The organism is Candidatus Methylomirabilota bacterium (assembly GCA_035315345.1).
Classification (GTDB): domain Bacteria; phylum Methylomirabilota; class Methylomirabilia; order Rokubacteriales; family CSP1-6; genus CAMLFJ01.
In genome coordinates, this window is sequence record DATFYA010000152.1 from 56197 (window position 1) to 72072 (window position 15876).

The 15876-nt window shown below is 70.4% G+C and carries 15 protein-coding genes and 1 pseudogene; 8 read left to right on the forward strand and 8 right to left on the reverse strand.

Translation table 11 applies throughout. The features are described from left to right. The first annotated feature begins 79 nt into the window (after positions 1 to 79). The 3 genes and pseudogenes from VKN16_20155 to VKN16_20165 all read left to right on the forward strand — a co-directional run bounded on the left by VKN16_20155 (position 80) and on the right by VKN16_20165 (position 2172). Positions 80 to 256 (forward strand): annotated as a pseudogene (locus tag VKN16_20155) (amidase). 16 nt (positions 257 to 272) lie between these two features. Continuing rightward, positions 273 to 1379: an acetamidase/formamidase family protein gene (locus VKN16_20160; GenBank protein HME96520.1), complete on the forward strand. Its 1107-nt coding sequence runs from the start codon at positions 273 to 275 to the stop codon at positions 1377 to 1379. Between the two features lie 28 nt (positions 1380 to 1407). Further along, positions 1408 to 2172 carry an SDR family NAD(P)-dependent oxidoreductase gene (locus VKN16_20165; protein HME96521.1) on the forward strand — a complete coding sequence of 255 codons (765 nt, stop codon included), beginning with the start codon at positions 1408 to 1410 and terminating at the stop codon, positions 2170 to 2172. Positions 2173 to 2349: 177 nt separating this feature from the next. Here the strand turns inward: VKN16_20165 and VKN16_20170 are convergent, their stop codons facing one another. The 4 genes from VKN16_20170 to VKN16_20185 form a co-directional block, all read right to left on the reverse strand. Then, complete coding sequence (locus VKN16_20170; GenBank protein HME96522.1) at positions 2350 to 3837, reverse strand: DegQ family serine endoprotease; 1488 nt, start codon at positions 3835 to 3837, stop codon at positions 2350 to 2352. Between the two features lie 2 nt (positions 3838 to 3839). Then, complete coding sequence (ftsH, locus tag VKN16_20175) at positions 3840 to 5732, reverse strand: ATP-dependent zinc metalloprotease FtsH (GenBank protein ID HME96523.1); 1893 nt, start codon at positions 5730 to 5732, stop codon at positions 3840 to 3842. A gap of 98 nt (positions 5733 to 5830) precedes the next feature. Then, positions 5831 to 6544 carry a hypothetical protein gene (locus VKN16_20180; GenBank protein ID HME96524.1) on the reverse strand — a complete coding sequence of 238 codons (714 nt, stop codon included), beginning with the start codon at positions 6542 to 6544 and terminating at the stop codon, positions 5831 to 5833. Positions 6545 to 6548: 4 nt separating this feature from the next. Further along, positions 6549 to 6767 (reverse strand): hypothetical protein, encoded by a 219-nt coding sequence (locus VKN16_20185; GenBank protein HME96525.1) that lies wholly within the window; start codon positions 6765 to 6767, stop codon positions 6549 to 6551. 202 nt (positions 6768 to 6969) lie between these two features. Here VKN16_20185 and VKN16_20190 point away from each other — a divergent pair, with 202 nt between their 5' ends. Further along, on the forward strand, positions 6970 to 7866 hold the full coding sequence (locus tag VKN16_20190) for a PAC2 family protein (GenBank protein HME96526.1): 897 nt from the start codon (positions 6970 to 6972) through the stop codon (positions 7864 to 7866). A gap of 65 nt (positions 7867 to 7931) precedes the next feature. Beyond that, positions 7932 to 8807 (forward strand): M23 family metallopeptidase, encoded by an 876-nt coding sequence (locus VKN16_20195; GenBank protein ID HME96527.1) that lies wholly within the window; start codon positions 7932 to 7934, stop codon positions 8805 to 8807. A 47-nt stretch (positions 8808 to 8854) separates the two neighbouring features. On the opposite strand, the gene VKN16_20200 is transcribed toward VKN16_20195, so the two are convergent. From VKN16_20200 to VKN16_20215, 4 genes are read right to left on the reverse strand one after another with little or no spacing between them, the layout of a single operon-like run. Beyond that, positions 8855 to 9754 carry a PhzF family phenazine biosynthesis protein gene (locus VKN16_20200; GenBank protein HME96528.1) on the reverse strand — a complete coding sequence of 300 codons (900 nt, stop codon included), beginning with the start codon at positions 9752 to 9754 and terminating at the stop codon, positions 8855 to 8857. After that, positions 9751 to 10773, reverse strand: coding sequence for a phytoene/squalene synthase family protein (locus VKN16_20205; GenBank protein ID HME96529.1), 1023 nt, complete (start codon positions 10771 to 10773; stop codon positions 9751 to 9753). Before VKN16_20205 ends, VKN16_20200 begins: the two co-directional genes overlap by 4 nt. A gap of 5 nt (positions 10774 to 10778) precedes the next feature. Then, on the reverse strand, positions 10779 to 11069 hold the full coding sequence (locus tag VKN16_20210) for a hypothetical protein (GenBank protein ID HME96530.1): 291 nt from the start codon (positions 11067 to 11069) through the stop codon (positions 10779 to 10781). A 27-nt stretch (positions 11070 to 11096) separates the two neighbouring features. Then, positions 11097 to 12698 carry a DUF748 domain-containing protein gene (locus VKN16_20215; GenBank protein ID HME96531.1) on the reverse strand — a complete coding sequence of 534 codons (1602 nt, stop codon included), beginning with the start codon at positions 12696 to 12698 and terminating at the stop codon, positions 11097 to 11099. A 262-nt stretch (positions 12699 to 12960) separates the two neighbouring features. Between VKN16_20215 and VKN16_20220 the strand changes: the two genes are divergently transcribed. From VKN16_20220 to VKN16_20230, 3 genes are all read left to right on the forward strand, one after another. Further along, positions 12961 to 14103, forward strand: a complete 1143-nt coding sequence (locus VKN16_20220; protein ID HME96532.1) for a polysaccharide pyruvyl transferase family protein — start codon at positions 12961 to 12963, stop codon at positions 14101 to 14103. A gap of 5 nt (positions 14104 to 14108) precedes the next feature. After that, positions 14109 to 15515 (forward strand): FAD-dependent oxidoreductase, encoded by a 1407-nt coding sequence (locus tag VKN16_20225; GenBank protein ID HME96533.1) that lies wholly within the window; start codon positions 14109 to 14111, stop codon positions 15513 to 15515. A gap of 192 nt (positions 15516 to 15707) precedes the next feature. Next, on the forward strand, positions 15708 to 15876 hold a 169-nt coding region (locus tag VKN16_20230), incomplete at its 3' end, for a CsbD family protein (protein HME96534.1).

Below are 15876 nucleotides of genomic sequence, written 5' to 3' on the forward strand. Positions count from 1 at the left end.
GGAAGGAGCACGTCATGGGCATGAAGCCTCCGGCTCCCGCCGAGCTGGCCCGCGTGGGTCGTCAACTGGGATGCGGCCGAACACCGCGCCCTTCGACGTGACCGGCCATCCCGCCATGACCGTTGCCGTGCGGGCTCTCAGCGACGGCCTGCCCGCCGGGCTGATGCCGATCGGCAAGGCGTTCGACGAGTCCACCATCCACCGCGCCGCGCACGCGTTCGAGCAGTCCCACGACTGGATGAAGGTCACCGCGTGACGGGAGAGCCGCGAGCATGAAGAGCGTCGAGATCGACCGGAGCAGGCGGCTGATCGATCAGCCCGGGACCGGTCACAACCGGTGGCACCCGGACATCTCGCCCATCCTCGAGGTGAGCGAAGGCGAGGAGGTGGTGCTCGAGACGCGCGACGGCTGCGACGGGCAGTTCGGGCCCGGCGTGGCCGCGGAGGCCATGGCCTCGATGGACGGCGGCGCCATCCATCCGATCACGGGACCGGTGCTGGTCAAGGGCGCGCGGCCGGGCGATCTGCTCGAGATCGAGTTCGTCGACGTCCTGCCGCAGCCGCACGCCTTCACCGGCATCTTCCCCGGGCTGGGCTTCCTGCGCGATCTCTACACGGTGCCCTATCTCGTGCACTGGCAGATCGCGGACGGCTGGGCCACGTCGCCGCAGCTGCCGGGCGTGCGGATCCCCGGCGCCCCCTTCATGGGAGTGATCGGCGTCGCACCCTCGCGCGAGCAGGTCGCGCACTGGGCCCGGCGCGAGCAGGACTTGCTGAGCCGCGGCGGCCTCGTCCTGACCCCCGACGCGGCGGGCGCGGTGCCCGGCAAGGGCGCGGCGGCCACCGAGGGCTTGCGCACGATCCCGCCGCGGGAGAACGGCGGCAACCTGGACGTCAAGCAGCTGACCAGGGGCTCGGTGCTGCAGGTGCCGGTCGCGGTGGACGGCGCGCTGTTCTCGGTGGGCGACGGCCACTTCGCCCAGGGCGACGGCGAGGTCTGCGTGACCGCAGTGGAGATGGGGGCGACCGCGGTGGTGAAGTTCCGGGTGATCAAGGATGCGGGCCCGACCCTGGCGCGCGGCCCGCGGTTCCGGCACGGCGACTACTTCGCGCCGCCCGAGTGGTCGGCCCCGCGGCGCTTCCTCGCCGCCACCGGCATGCCCATCCGCGAGGACGGTGTCAACGAAGGGGAGAACCTCACGCTGGCGTGCCGCAACGCCCTGCTCAACCTGATCGACCTGCTCCAGGAGCGCGGCTGGACCCGCGAGCAGGCCTACGTCATCTCGAGCGTCGCCGCGGATCTCCGCATCAGCAACGTGGTGGATGTGCCGAACTACGTCGTCTCCGCGCTGATCCCGGAGGCGATCTTCTCGCGCTGAGATCGCGGGCTGCAGTAGTATCGCCGCGATGGGACGAGTCGACGGCAAGGTGGCGGTGGTGACCGGCGCGGCCAACGGGCTCGGTCGCGCGATCGCGGAGCGGCTGGCCGGAGAAGGTGCGCGCGTGGTGCTCGGTGACATCGACGCGGCCGGCCTGGAGCGGGCGGTGGCCGGGATCGCGCAGGTGGGCGGCGAGACGGTGTCGACCGTGGGCGACGTCACCGAGGAGGAGCCGGCCGCGCGCCTCATCGAGACCGCGGTCGCTCGCTGGGGGCGCCTGGACATCCTCGTCAACAACGTGGGCGGCAGCCGCAACGCGCGCATCTGGGAGATGACCGCGGCGGACTGGGACTTCACGCTCCGGCTCAACCTGCGCTCGACCTTCCTCTGCACCCGCGCCGCGGTGCCGCACATGATGAAGCGACGCTATGGCCGCATCGTGTGCCTGTCCTCGGGCGCGCGCGAGGGCACGCCGTGGACCGCCTACTACCAGGGCGGCTCGGCCTACTCGGCGGCCAAGGCCGGCGTGCACGGCTTCATCCGCGACGTCGCCCTGGAGCTGGCCGAGCACGGCATCAACGTCAACGCGGTGGCGCCCGGGCCGATCGACACCGAGCGGGTGGGGGAGGGCTTGCGTCGGCTCAACGAGACGGTGGAGTACAGCCCGAATCGGATGACGCCACTGCGCCGACTGGGCACGCCGACCGAGGTCGCCGACGCGGTCCTCTTCCTCGCCTCCGACGAGGCGACGTATATCACCGGCCACACCCTGGCCGTCACCGGCGGCCGCTAAGGCTGAGGGGGTCGATAAGGGACCATCTGCGTCGCTGGCGCCCTCGGCCGGGGCGCTCAACGTAGAGAGACTACGCCTCGCGCCCGGCCTTCGGGCGCCGCCTCGCAGCTGACCCCTTCTCGCCCCCCTCAGCCCCGGGACGCCGCCGATCGACCAGAGGGCCCCTGATCGCCGCCCTCACCCGCGCGCTACTGTAAACGCTACGTAGAGGGATTGCGGTCCGCGCTGGAGGAGCACCGTCACGCGGTCGCCGTCCTTCACGTCCTTCGTGGCCTTCTCGAAGTCCTGCAGGCTCCGCACCCGCTGGCGGTTCACCTCGCGGATGACGTCGCCGCGCTGCACGCCGGCCTCGGAGGCGGCGCTGTCCTCGTCGACCTGGAAGACGATCACGCCTTCCGGGTTGCGCAGGTTGAGCTGGCGCGCCAGCTCGGGAGTGATCGGCCGCACGTCGAGGCCCAGCAGGCTCTTCCCCTTGTTGGTGGACTTGAGCGCGACGGTCTCGTCGGGCGTCTCGCCGATCTTGATCTCGAGCATCTTCTCGCTCTTGTCGCGCCAGACTTTCAGCGGCACCGCGCGGCCGGGCTGGGTGGCCGCCACCGCCTTCTGCAGCTCCTGGGGCGACTCGACCTTCTTCTTGTCGAACTCGATGATGATGTCGCCCGACGCGATCCCGGCCGTGGCGGCCGGGCTGTCCTGGACCACGTCGGAGATCAGCACGCCGCTCGGCTCCTTGAGGCCGAAGCCCTTGGCCAGGTCGGGGGTGAGCGGCTGGATCGACACGCCGAGCCAGCCGCGGGTGATCTTGCCCTTGGCGGCCAGCTCCGTGTAGATCTGCTTGGCCATGTTCACCGGGATCGAGAAGCCGATGCCCACGTTGCCGCCGGTGCGCGAGAGGATCGCGCTGTTGATGCCGACGACCTCACCCGACATGTTCACGAGTGGGCCGCCCGAGTTGCCCGGGTTGATCGCCGCGTCGGTCTGCAGGAAATCGTCGAACGGGCCCTGGCCGATCGAGCGGCCCTTGGCGCTGATGATCCCGGCGGTCACCGTCTTCTGCAGGCCGAAGGGCGAGCCGATCGCGAGCACCCAGTCGCCCACCTTGACCCGGTCGGAGTCGCCGAGCACCGCCGCCGAATAGGGCCCGCCGCCCTGCAGCTTCAGCACCGCGAGGTCGGTCTTGCGGTCCACCCCCATCAGCTTGGCCTTGTGCTTCTTGCCGTCGGCGGTGGACACCTCGATCTCGGTGGCACGCTCGACCACGTGGGCGTTGGTGAGCACGATGCCGTTGGCGTCCACGATGACGCCGGAGCCGAGGCTGCGCTGCACCTGCTGGCGCTCCGGTGCCTCACCGAAGAAGCGCTTGAAGAACTCGTCGCCGAAGAACTCCTCGACCGGCGTGCGCCCGCTCACGCGGGTGACCGTGTTGATGTTGACCACCGCCGGCCCGACCGTTTCCGCCACCTGGGCGAAGCTGCCGGAGGGCACGGGCAGGGCGGCCGGAATGACCCGGGGCTGGGTGCCGGCGGGCAGGGGCGTGGCGGCCGGCGCGGACCGGAGCGGCCTCAGCTGATCCACCGCGCCAGCCCCCCAGGTGCCGAGCCCCGCGCCCACCACAAGTGTGACGAGGACCATGAACGCGAGCGTGCTGCGCTTGAGAGAGATCATCCCTAGGCCCCCACGGGCTCACCGGCCAGCAGCTGCCGCAGCCGGTCGCCCTCGAGCGTTTCTTTCTGTTTCAGCTCGGCGGCGGCCTCCACCAGCACGCGCTTGCGCGCGGTGAGGAGGTCGCGCACCCGGTCGTACATGCGGTCGATGATCGCGCGCGTCTCGCTGTCGATGCGCCGCGCGCTCTCTTCACTGTACTCGCGGTCCTGGGGCAGGCCCGAGCCTCGCAGGAAGAGCGCCTGCGGCCCGCCGCCGAAGGTCATCGGCCCGAGCTGCTCGGACATGCCGTACTGCATGACCATGAGCCGGGCCATCTCGGTGGCGCGCTCGAGATCGTTGTGGGCCCCGGTGGAGATCTCGCCGTAGATGATCTCCTCGGCCATGCGTCCGCCCAGGAGCACCGCGATCCGGTCCTCCAGCTCGCTCCGGGTGAGCAGGTAGCGATCCTCCAGCGGCAGCTGATAGGTGGCCCCGAGCGCCCCGACCCCGCGCGGAATGATGGTCACCTTGTGCACCGGATCCGCGTTGGGCAGCGACGAGGCCACCAACGCGTGGCCGATCTCGTGATGCGCGACGATGTCGCGCTCTTTCTCGGAGAGCACGCGGCTCTTGCGCTCGAGCCCGCCCACCACGCGGTCCACCGCCTCCTCGAGGTCGGCCATGTCGACCGCGTCCTTGCCCTTGCGCGCGGCGAGCAGCGCGGCCTCGTTGATGATGTTGGCGAGATCGGCGCCCGCCATGCCCGGCGTGCGCGCGGCCAGCACCTGGAGATCCACGCCGGGGGCCAGCTTCACGTTGCGGGCGTGCACGCGGAGGATCGCCTCACGTCCCCGCACGTCGGGCTTGTCGACCACCACCTGGCGGTCGAAGCGGCCGGCGCGGAGCAGCGCCGCGTCGAGCACCTCGGGCCGGTTGGTGGCGGCCATGATGATCACGCCCTTGGAGGAGTCGAAGCCGTCCATCTCGGCCAGCAGCTGGTTCAGGGTCTGCTCGCGCTCGTCGTGCCCGGACAGGAAGCCGGTGTTGCCGGCGCGCGTCTTGCCGATCGCGTCCAGCTCGTCGATGAACACGATGCAGGGCGCCTTCTCCTTGGCCTGCTCGAACAGATCGCGCACGCGCGAGGCGCCCACCCCCACGAACATCTCCACGAACTCCGAGCCGGACAGGAAGAAGAACGGCACGTCCGCCTCGCCCGCCACCGCGCGGGCCAGCAAGGTCTTGCCGGTGCCCGGCGGCCCTACCAGCAGCACCCCCTTGGGGATGCGACCGCCGAGGCGCTGATATTTCTTGGGGTTCTTCAGGAAGTCGACGACCTCCATCAGCTCGGTCTTGGCTTCCTCGACGCCCGCCACGTCGGCGAACGTGGTCTTGAGCTCCTTGCGGTCGTAGATCTTCGCCTTGGAGCGCCCGAAGGACAGCGCCTGGGTGGGGCCACCGCCCATCCGGCGCATCAGGAAGACCCACAGGGCCGCCATGAGGACGAGGGGCACGAGCCACGAGATCAGATCGCGCCAGAAGGTGGACTCGATGCGGCCCGAGAACTCCACCTTCGCGGCCTCCAGCTCGCGAACGATCTGGTAGTCCTCGGTGGCCGGGATGCGCGCCGTCGTGAACACGATGGTCCCGTGCTCGGCCCCGAGCAGCTTCCGCAGCTTCTCGCCCGGACCGGGGGGAGGCGCCGGCAGAGCGCCCGGTTGCAGCACGCCCTGGATCTCGCGCTCGCCCAGGGACACCCGGAGGACCTTGCCCTCACGGACCAGGGTCAGGAACTGGCTCATCGGGATATCCACGGTGACGGGAGTGCGGAGCCAGCTCTGCACCGCGAAGACCACCATGAGGGCGATGAACAGATAGACCAGCGAAAACTGGGTCTTCTGGCGATTGGGAAGCTTCATGGCTCGGATTCGATGCTAGCGGAAGCCCCAGGGGGTGTCAAACTGACGACATCTCGGCACTTTTCGGGGCAGGCAGGACGGCGGAGACCGCGGTCAGGCTACTGGCACTGCACCCCTTTGGGCGGGTCGTAGTTCGCCACCTTGAAGGTGGAGTTGAACGAGTCGTCCCATACCTCGAGCGGCACGCGTCCGACCGGATCCAGGCCGTCGAAGAGGGTGAACTTCGACCGGCTCGCGAACTCGGCGGGCGGCACCCGCTTGGCCAGGAAGTCCACCAGGGTGGTCTTGTCCACGAAGAGCGCGAACGTCTCGTTCACCGGCTGCTTGCCGGGACGGCTGGTGCCGGGCTTCAGCCACGACAGCACTACCGAGAGGCCGGACACGTCCCCGTCGTCCATCACGTCGGAGAGCGCGGCCATCCGCCGCAACATGTCCACGCCGTAGCGCGAGAACATCGCGGAGACGCGCCGCTCCTGCGGCAGCGCCGCGAACGCAGGATCCTCGCGCTGGTCGATGTAGATCCAGGTGGAGAGATAGCGGTCGTCGGTGATGCTGTCCTTGGCCTTCGGGAAGCCGAGCCCGGCCGGGGCCACGCTGAGCCAGGGCAGGCAGTTGTAGATCTCCTCGGAGAACTTGAGCAGCCGTGACCGATGGGCCGAGGCCAGGTTCTTGGCCTTGGCCGTCGTGTACTTCTCGAGCGGCATCAGCGCGTCCTCCGGCGTCGCGAAGGCCGGCGCGGTGACCGCCGCAAGAAGCGCGGCCGCCAGGACGAGCCCGGCGGCCGTAGCGCTCGAACGGGACCGACACATCATCAGACTAGTTCTGGAAGATCTGCTCTGGGCTCACCGTGATCGCCTTGCCCCACCAGCTCTCCTGCCGTGCCGCTTCGACGTCGGTCCGGGTCACCCGCGGATTCGAGCCGTCGCGATTGTTGCGCAGCGAGAACATGCCGTGCGTGCCGGACGCGAAATGGGTGTTGTGACTTCTCCACTCCGCCCACTCCTCCGACGTGGCGCACGCCGCCGTCAACATCATGACGCCTCCGACGACCGTTGCCAGCGAAAGCCATGCCCGCATGGTTCCGTTCCTCCTTGAGAGTCCGTCGATCGGCTGGTCTCGCACGACACGTAACTATACGGAGGGGTCCCGAGGAGGTCAACTTCCATTTGCCGTCGCCGTCTTGCTCAGGCATGCTCCGGTCAGGTCGGGGGAGCCCGCCCAGGAGGCCGCGGCGCGGATGAGCGATTTCTTGACGATTCACGAGGAGCCGGCGGGCCTGCGCCGGCCCATCATCATCATGGCGTTCTCCGGCTGGAACGACGCGGCGGAGTCGGCCACCACCGCGGCACGCTACCTGAGCCAGCTGTGGTCGTCCCGGCCGTTCGCCAGCATCGACCCGGAAACTTTCTACCACTTCGGCCTGTCGCGCCCCTACGTGCGGTTCAAGCCCGGCTCGCGCACCGAGCGCGAGATCGTGTGGCCGTCCACCGACTTCTCGCTCGCGCAGCCCACCGAGCTCGACCGCGACGTCATCGTGGGGGTGGCGATCGAGCCGCACCTCAAATGGCGGACCTACTGCGCGGCGGTGCTCGATCTGGCGCGGCGCTCCGGCGCCTCGCTGGTGCTCACGCTCGGCGCGCTGCTCGCGGAGGTGCCGCACACCAAACCGATTCGTCTCGTCGGCGGCTCCCACGATCCCGAGATGTCCGCGCGACTCGGGCTGCGTCCGACGCGCTACGAGGGCCCCACCGGCATCGTGGGCGTGCTGAACGTGCTCTGCCGCGACGCCAGCGTGCCCACCGCCAGCCTCTGGGCGAACGTGCCGCACTACGTGTCCGGCATCGAGAACCCGCGCGCGGCCCTGGCCCTGGTCACGCGCGTGCTGACCTTGCTCCACGCCGAGGCGGATCTGTCGGATCTCCGCGAGGCGGCCGAGCAGTTCGATCAGAACCTCAGCTCGATCGTGGCCCAGAACGCCAAGATCGCCGACTACGTCCGCAAGCTCGAGCGCCGGCACCCCGACGAGGAGGAGGAGTCGCCCGCCGCTCCCGCCCAGGACGAGCTGCCGCCCTCGGCGGATCTGGTCGCCGAGATCGAGCAGTTTCTCCGCCAGCAGCGGCCCGAAGGCTCCTAGGCTGCGCGGCTCCGCCCCGCGGGCGGACTGCCCCTCCGGCCGGCGCCTCGCAGTAGAATCGAGCGATGGTCCGCTCGACCCGGCTCGCCGCGATCCTCCTAACGCTGGTCTGCGCCCCGCCGGTGACCGTCATGGCTGCGCCGCTGGACGTGCGCATCGTGCCCGCCGCGCCGCGGCAGGGCGACGTGGTGATGCTCTTCGTGAGCGGCGCGGGGACCGCGCGTGACGTCGAGGGCAGCCTGGGTGGTCGGCCCCTCGTCTTCTTTCCCCACGGGGCCGAGTACGCCGCCCTGGCCGGGCTGGACCTCGAGACGAAGCCCGGCAAGGTGGCCTGGAGCGTCGGCGCGGTGGACGCGAGCGGGACGGCGCGAAAGGTCGCGGGCAGCGTCACCGTGAAGGCGGGCGGCTTCCCGGTGCAACGCCTCACGCTGCCCACCCCGATGGTGGACCTCGATCCGGAGGCCGAGCGGCGCGCGACCAACGAGGCCGCGCGGCTGCGCGCGCTCTATGATACGGCGTCGCCCGAGCGGCTCTGGCGGGGCGCCTTCACCCAGCCGGTTTCGAGCCGCAAGCCGGGCAGCGGGTTCGGCTCTCGCCGGGTCATCAATGGCCAGCCGAGGATGCCGCACTCGGGCATCGACTATTCGGCCGACCGTGGCACGCCGGTGGTGGCCTCCAACCGCGGGCGCGTGGCGCTGCTGGGCGAGTTCTTCTTCGCGGGGCGGCTGGTGGCGCTGGATCACGGCCTGGCCCTCTACACGCTCTACTTCCACCTCGATGGCGTGGCGGTGACCGAGGGGCAGATCGTGGAGCAGGGCCAGATCATCGGGACGGTGGGCACCACCGGCCGGTCGACCGGCCCGCATCTGCACTTCGCCGCGCAGCTCGGCCGCGCCCGCATCAACCCGCCGGATCTCTACCGGCTACCGGTCCGGGACTGACGGCCGCGATCTCCGCGGGGCGCCGCTCCGGACGTCGCGCGCGGCGGTCAGGGTCCCGGCGTCAGGCTGCCGTGCAACACGGTGACCGCGCGTCCCCCGACACGCACGCGGGTGGCGCGGCCGGTGGCCGTCGTCGCCTCGACCCGGAGGCGGCCGGGGCGCCCCAGGCCGTCGCCCTGCTCGGCGGTGAACCGCGTGCGGTCGCCGCGCACGTCGAGCGCGCCGGCCTCCAGCAGCCAGACCGCCATCGGCGAGTGCACCGAGCCGGTCGCGATGTCCTCGGGCAGGCCGTAGTGGGGAGCGAAGAATCGGCAGTGCGTGCCGGAGTCGGCGTCCACCGTCTCGCGCGAGACGCAGCAGACGCCGCGCGCCTTCTGTCCGCTGCGGAGGGCGGCCAGGCGGCTCATGTCGGGCTGGAGCGCGCGGAGCGTCGCGAGATCGCGCAGGGGCAGCAGGAGGTCCCCGTCGGACGTCGCGGCCGGCCGGGCCCAGCCGGCGAGCCCGGCGCGAGGGAGCCCGATGGCGTCCAGGATCTGGATCACGTCGTGGTCGGGCACCGTGCAGGCGGGCAGGGGCGGCTCGAGCCACATGAGCGCGGGCCCCTTGCCCCGCTCGATCTCCACGCGGAGCCGGCCGGCCGGGGTGTCGAACGTCACCCGGGCGCCGGGCACGCGGCCCGCCTCCACCAGCGCGTGGGTCGCGCACAGGGCGGTGTGGCCCGAGTAGGCGACCGGGCGCTTCGGGGTGAACATGCGGAGCCGCCAGTCCGCGTCGGCGCCCCGCGGCGCGGACACGAAGGCGGTGCCGGGCACGAGCATCTCGCCGGCGATGCGCTGCATGGCGGCCTCGTCGAGGTGCTCGGCGTCCAGGACGGCGGCCGCCGGATTGCCCGCGAACGGCTGCGTGGTGAAGATGTCGGCCTGGATGACCGGGATCGGCGCGATCACGGTCGGATGCGCGCGCGCAGCCGCCGCGCCTGGCGCCCGAGCGCGCGCGTGGACCACACCGTGCCGAGCGAGTGCGCCATCAGACCGTAGACCGCGACGCGCGGCACCTTGAGCGTCACCGCGGGATCGAGCCAGCCCGGCGTGGCGGCCAGCCGGTCGAGCGTTCGCAGCCCGATGAGCAGCGGCCAGGCGCAGGCCAGGCGCATGCGCGCCTCCCGGCGCGGGATCGCGAACGTGTACTGCCAGCCCGCCTCGTAGTGATCGAGCGCGCGGTTGAGCCATTCCATCAGGAGCGGGCGCACCGCGGCGTCGCGCGCCGGGTCGAGCAGGTCGCGCGGCTCGAGCCCGAGGCGGGCCAGGTCCTGGCGGGGCAGGTAGCAGCGGCCCTGACGCAGGTCCCGCGGCAGGTCGCGCAGCACGTTGGTGAGCTGGAGCCCTTTGCCGAGCCGCACGCCGAGCGCGCGCATGCGGGGCAGGTCCCAGCGACGCAGGCGCGGGCGATGGGCCACGTGCACCTCGGTCCAGAACTCGCCCACGCAGCCCGCCACCAGATAGGTGTAACGATCGAGATCCTCCGCGGTCTCCAGCGCGGCCAGCTTGCCCTCGTCCTCGCCCGGGAAGACACGCAGGTCCTGGATCTGGCCCTCGATGATCGTGGAGAGCACCGCGCGGACCCGACCGCGATCGGGTCCGGGCAGCGCGCGAAAGGCGGTCAGGCACTCGGGCAGCCGCTCCAGCAGCGAGCGCTCGGATGCGAGTGTCTGGGACCCGGCGGTGGCGCCCGCCACCGCGGCGACCGAGCCGCCGCCGTCGTCGAGCGCCGCGCGCAGGCGCTCGAGATGCCCGATACGCGCGGCGCGCTCGATCAGACGGGTGTCGGCGATGGTGTCGGAGGCACGCGCGAGCAGGTAGGCGAGGCCGATGGTCGGGCGCACCGCCTTCGGCAGGACCGCGACGGAGAGGTAGAAGGATCGGCTCACCCGCCGGAGGAGGGCGGTCGTGAGTTCGCCGCCCGCCACGGCGACTAGTCGAGATCCAGCGGATTCAGGGGACGGCCCGGCATGTCCTTGGCCTTCTTCACCCCCTCCTGGAACATCTTGTCCAGGACCCGCGCCTTCTTCTCCTGGGCCTTCAGCTCGTCCTTGAAGCGCTCGGCCCGGCGCTGCGCCGCCCCCTTCAGCGAGCTGAGCGCGTCGTCGAGGCCGATGCCCGACTTGGGCCGGGGCGGCGCTTCGTGAGCGATGACCGCCTCGAGCGACGGATCGATGGTGAGGAGGCCGTTGCAGCCGGGGCACGTGACGGTGAACGTGGCCATGGCCCCGAGGGTATCAGAAAAGGACCCTCAGCGGCGCGAGCGGCGGGCCTCCGCGTCGAAGCCGGGCAGGATCGCCTTGAAGAAGGCGTTCTCCACGAGCCCGACGACCGTGTCGATGATGCTGGTGTTGGGGTTGTCGAGTCGGCCCGAGATGTCCACCTTCGTGGCGACCTCATCACGCGGGCGGTTCTCCAGCATCTTGGAGACCTTGCCGACCACCGCCTCGTAGGCCTTCCGCACCACGCTCTTGTCCCGGTCCTGCGATGGGTCGTAGACCTGCATGTCCTGGAAGAGCGGCTTGACGTAGCCGGAGATCTGCCGGTTCTTGGCGTGGAGCTCGGTGTAGAGGGAGAAGCGGCCGGCCACCACGTCGAACTTCCCGTGCGCGCGGAGGAGGTCGTTCATGGTGCGCAGATCGGCCTCGTCGATCTGCACCGCCATGTCGAAGTCGGGTCCGGGTCGGGTCGGCAAGAGCTTGAAGCTCAGGCTGGCCGGCCCCGAGTTCATGAATTTCCCATGCACCTCGGCCACCGCGGTCTCTCCGGTGGGCAGGCTGCTGAGGTTCGTCAACGACGCGTTGGTGTCCGCAATGAACACGCGATAGACCGGGCTGGCCGTCTTGTTCACGAACCCGACGTTGCTCTTCACGATGTCGAGCCGGTCCACCCGGACCTGCACGCCCGGGGCCTGTGACTCGTCGACGGCCGCAAGCGCCTCCTTGGCGGCGGTCTGGGGGGCGGCGGTCTTGGGGGCGGCGGTCTTGGGGACGTCCGCCTTGGCGGCCGTCTGGACGTAGTCCAGGTGGATGCTGTCCACCGTCGCGTTCCAGAGCTTGACCGACTTGTACGCGGGCGAGATCTCCACCTCCCCATTGGCGGAGAGGGCGCCCTTGTCGATCGTCACGTTGTAGCGGCTGGTGATCGGCTTGAAGTAGTCGAGGCCGACGGAGTCGAGCGCGATGTCGGCCATGAACGCGGCGTGCGGCTCGGCGAGGAAATCGGCCCAGCCCTCCGCCGAGATCGACCCCGTATCGAAGATGCGGGCGGTGAGCGTCATCGGCGACGGATAGACGCCCTCCTCGGAGCGGACGTTGCGGATGTTGGACGCCGTCACGTCCAGCTCGTAGACGCGCAGTGGCTTGAAGGGGCCGTTGTCCTGGTAGGTGATGTCGCCCTGGCTGATGCGCAGCTCGTTGATCTTCAACGGATAGATCGCCTGCAGCGCATCCTGCCAGCCCTTGTCCTTGACCGGGGTGGGGTCGTCGATCTCGGCTCGGGCCTGGGGCAGATTCAGGAAGACGACCGGGTGGTCGATCAGGATGTCGCCGACCACCTTGCCGGAGAGCAGCGCCTTCCAGTGCACGCTCGCGTAGAGGCGGTCGATCTTGGCCACCGGGGGATCCGGATACTGGTTCTGCACCACCGTGGTGTCGCGCAGATCCAGCGAGAAGTTGATCGGGCTGAAGTGCAGACGGCCGATCGTAACCGTGTAGCCCTTCAGGCTCGCGTTCATCTTCGCCTCGGTGTAGCGACGGAGGGGCTCGTCGATGAAGAACAGCGCGACCACCGAGGCGATCAGCAGCAGCGCGACGAGGGCGCCCGCGGCGACGATCCACCGCCGCGTCGTCATCCTGGACCACCAGCCCGGCCACCTCATGCAGTCGGGAATAGCAAGGCTCGTGCCCGCCGCCGGAAGCCTTCGGGAGGAGGCCGCGCGCACGTTGTCGAGGAGTTTCGACCGGGAACTTCTGACTACGTGTGAAGGGGAAGGTCGGCGAATGCCGGCTCCGCGCGGCGCTTGCCTTTGCGCCGCCGCACGCGGCGCTTCAGGTGATCGGTGGCACAGGAGTTGTAGCCTGACTCGGCGCATGGCCAGCCAATCGGAGACGCGTGTGCTCAAGATCGGGATCTCGGGCTCGTACGGCGGCCTGAACCTGGGCGACGAGGCGATCTTACAGTCGATCGTGACGCAGCTACGCGCGGCCGCCCCGTGCGAGGTCACCGTCTTCTCCCGTGACGCCAAGGACACCGCGGCGCGGCACAAGGTGGAGCGCAGCATCCCGGTGCGGGATCTCTCGCGCGACGAAGTGTTGCCCGAGGTCGTCGAACTCGACCTGTTCATCCTGGGGGGCGGCGGCATCCTCTACGACGAGGCCGCGGCGGTGTACCTCCGTGAGGTCGCGATGGCCCAGGAGCACCACGTGCCGGTGCTGGTCTACGCGGTGAGCGCCGGTCCGCTCCACGACGCGGCAGCGCGGACGCTCGTCCGCGACACCCTGAGCCGCGCCGACGCGGTCACGGTGCGCGAGCGGCGCGCCCGCCAGCTGCTAGAGGAGGTGGGCGTCCGCGACATCGAAGTGACCGCCGATCCCGCGTTCCTGCTCGAGCCCGAGCCGCTGCCCACCGATGCGCTCCATCGCGAAGGGCTGAACGAGCACCGGCGGCTGATCGGGCTGTCGGTGCGCGAGCCCGGCTCGGCCGCGCCCGATATCGACGAGACCCACTACCACGCGCTCCTCGCCAATGCGGCCGACTACATGGTGGACCGGCTCGAGGCCGATCTGGTCTTCGTGCCGATGGAGCCCCGGCGCAAGGACACCCAGCACTCGCACGCGGTCGTCTCCAAGATGGCGTACGCGCATCGGGCCACGGTTCTGAAGGGCGAGTACACGTCGGGCCAGCTCCTGTCCCTGATGGGGCACTTCGACTTCGCGGTGGGCATGCGGCTGCACTTCTTGATCTTCGCGGCGCTGAACCGGGTGCCGTTCGTGGCCCTGCCCTACTCGAGCAAGGTGGCCGGCTTCCTCGAGGATCTCGACATCGCGATGCCCCCGCTCAAGCACGTCAATCCGGGCCAGCTCATCGCCTACATCGACCGCTGGTGGGACCTGCGTCGGAACCTCCAGGCGCGTCTCGAGAAAGCGGTGCCCGAGATCCAGGCGCGCGCGCGGCGCACCAACGAGATCGCCCTGCAGCTGCTCGACGGCCAGCGCCGGCGCCGGGACCCGGAGGGCGGCCGCGGACCCGGAGCCTGAGCGCGATGCCTCCGCTCGTGCGTCCGAAGGACCCCGAGACCATCACCCTGGCGCCCCGCACCGCCACCATCGCCGCGCACTGCGACGTCCTGGTGGTGGGCGGCGGCCCGGCCGGGCTCGGGGCGGCCCTGGGCGCGGCGGGAGCGGGCGCGGAGGTGGTGCTGGTCGAGCGGCACGCCTTCCTGGGCGGCAACGCCACCGCCGCGCTCGTGATGCCGCTGATGTCGTTTCACACGCAGCGCGGCGCACCCGCCCCGGGCGCCGCCGCGGACCTGCTGCCGCAAGATCACGGACCGGGCGACCCGGTGGTGAAAGGCGTGCTGCGGCGCTTGCTCGAGCGCCTTCACGGGGCGGGCGGCTCGCTGCGGCCGTCGGAGCAGACCGGATTCGTGGTGCCGTTCGATCCGGAGATCTTCAAGCTGGTGGCGCTGGATCTCCTGGACGAGGCGGGGGTGCACGTGCTCCTGCACGCGCTCGCCACGGGAGTCATCGGCGCCCCGCGCCCGGACGGCGTGGTGTTCGAGACCAAGTCCGGGCCGATCGTGATCATGGCCCGCGCGGTGGTGGACGCCACCGGCGACGGCGACATCGCGGCCCTGTCCGGGGCGCCGTTCGAGATCGGCCGCGAGGGCGACGACCTGGTCCAGCCCATGACCCTGATGTTCCGCATGGTGGAGTTCGAGCGCACCGCGTTCGCCGCCTACCGGCAGGCCCACCCGGACCAGTGGCGCGGCGTCCACGGGCTGTGGGATCTGGTCCGGCAGGCGAGCGCGACCGGTGAGCTGAGTCTGGCCCGCGAGGACATCCTGTTCTTCGGCACGCCGCACGAGCGCGAGCTGTCGGTCAACAGCACGCGCGTCACCGGCGTCCTCGGCACCAGCGTGTGGGATCTCACCCGCGCCGAGTGGCAGGCGCGGCGGCAGATGCGGCAGATCGCCGCGTTCCTCCGGAAGTACGTGCCCGGCTTCGAGCGGTCGTACGTGGCCCAGAGCGGGGTCACCATCGGGGTGCGCGAGACGCGGCGGGTCACCGGCGACTACGCGCTGACCGCGCAGGACATCCTGGGCGCCCACAAGTTCGACGACGCGATCGCCCGCGGGACCTATCCGATCGATATCCACAATCCCCAGGGCAAGGGAACGCTTCTGATGCGCCTGCCGCCCGGCGACTGGTACGACATCCCGCTCCGGTGTCTGCTGCCGCAGCGCGTGGATCGGCTGGCGGTGGCGGGCCGGTGCATCTCGGGCACGCACGAGGCGCACTCGTCGTATCGGGTCATGCCGATCGCGATGGCCACCGGTCAGGCCGCCGGAGTCAGCGCGGCGCTGGCCGCGCGCGAGAGCAAGGCGATGCGCGACGTGCCCGCGGACGACGTGCGCGGCGAGCTGCGGCGCCAGGGCGCCGAGGTCTGATCGCGCGGCCGGGTTCTACCGGGTAGGAGCTACCGCCGGGAACGCAGCCGGACCGTCGATCGCGGAAATCCCTGGCTGATGACCGCGAAACCTTCTCGATTTCGCGGCACGTCCCTTGCGTTTGTGACCAGGTGAGCCGCTCGACGCGGTCTCGCGGCCAACTGCACCCAAACTTCAAGGAGAAGAACCGTCATGAACAAGGACATCGCGGCTGGCAAGTGGAAGGAGATGAAGGGGAAGGTGAAGGAGCAGTGGGGCAAGCTCACCGACGACGAGCTCGACCAGGCCGAAGGCCGGGCCGATCAGATGGTCGGACTGCTCCAGCAGCGCTACGGCTACACCAAGGACCGGGCGCAGGAGG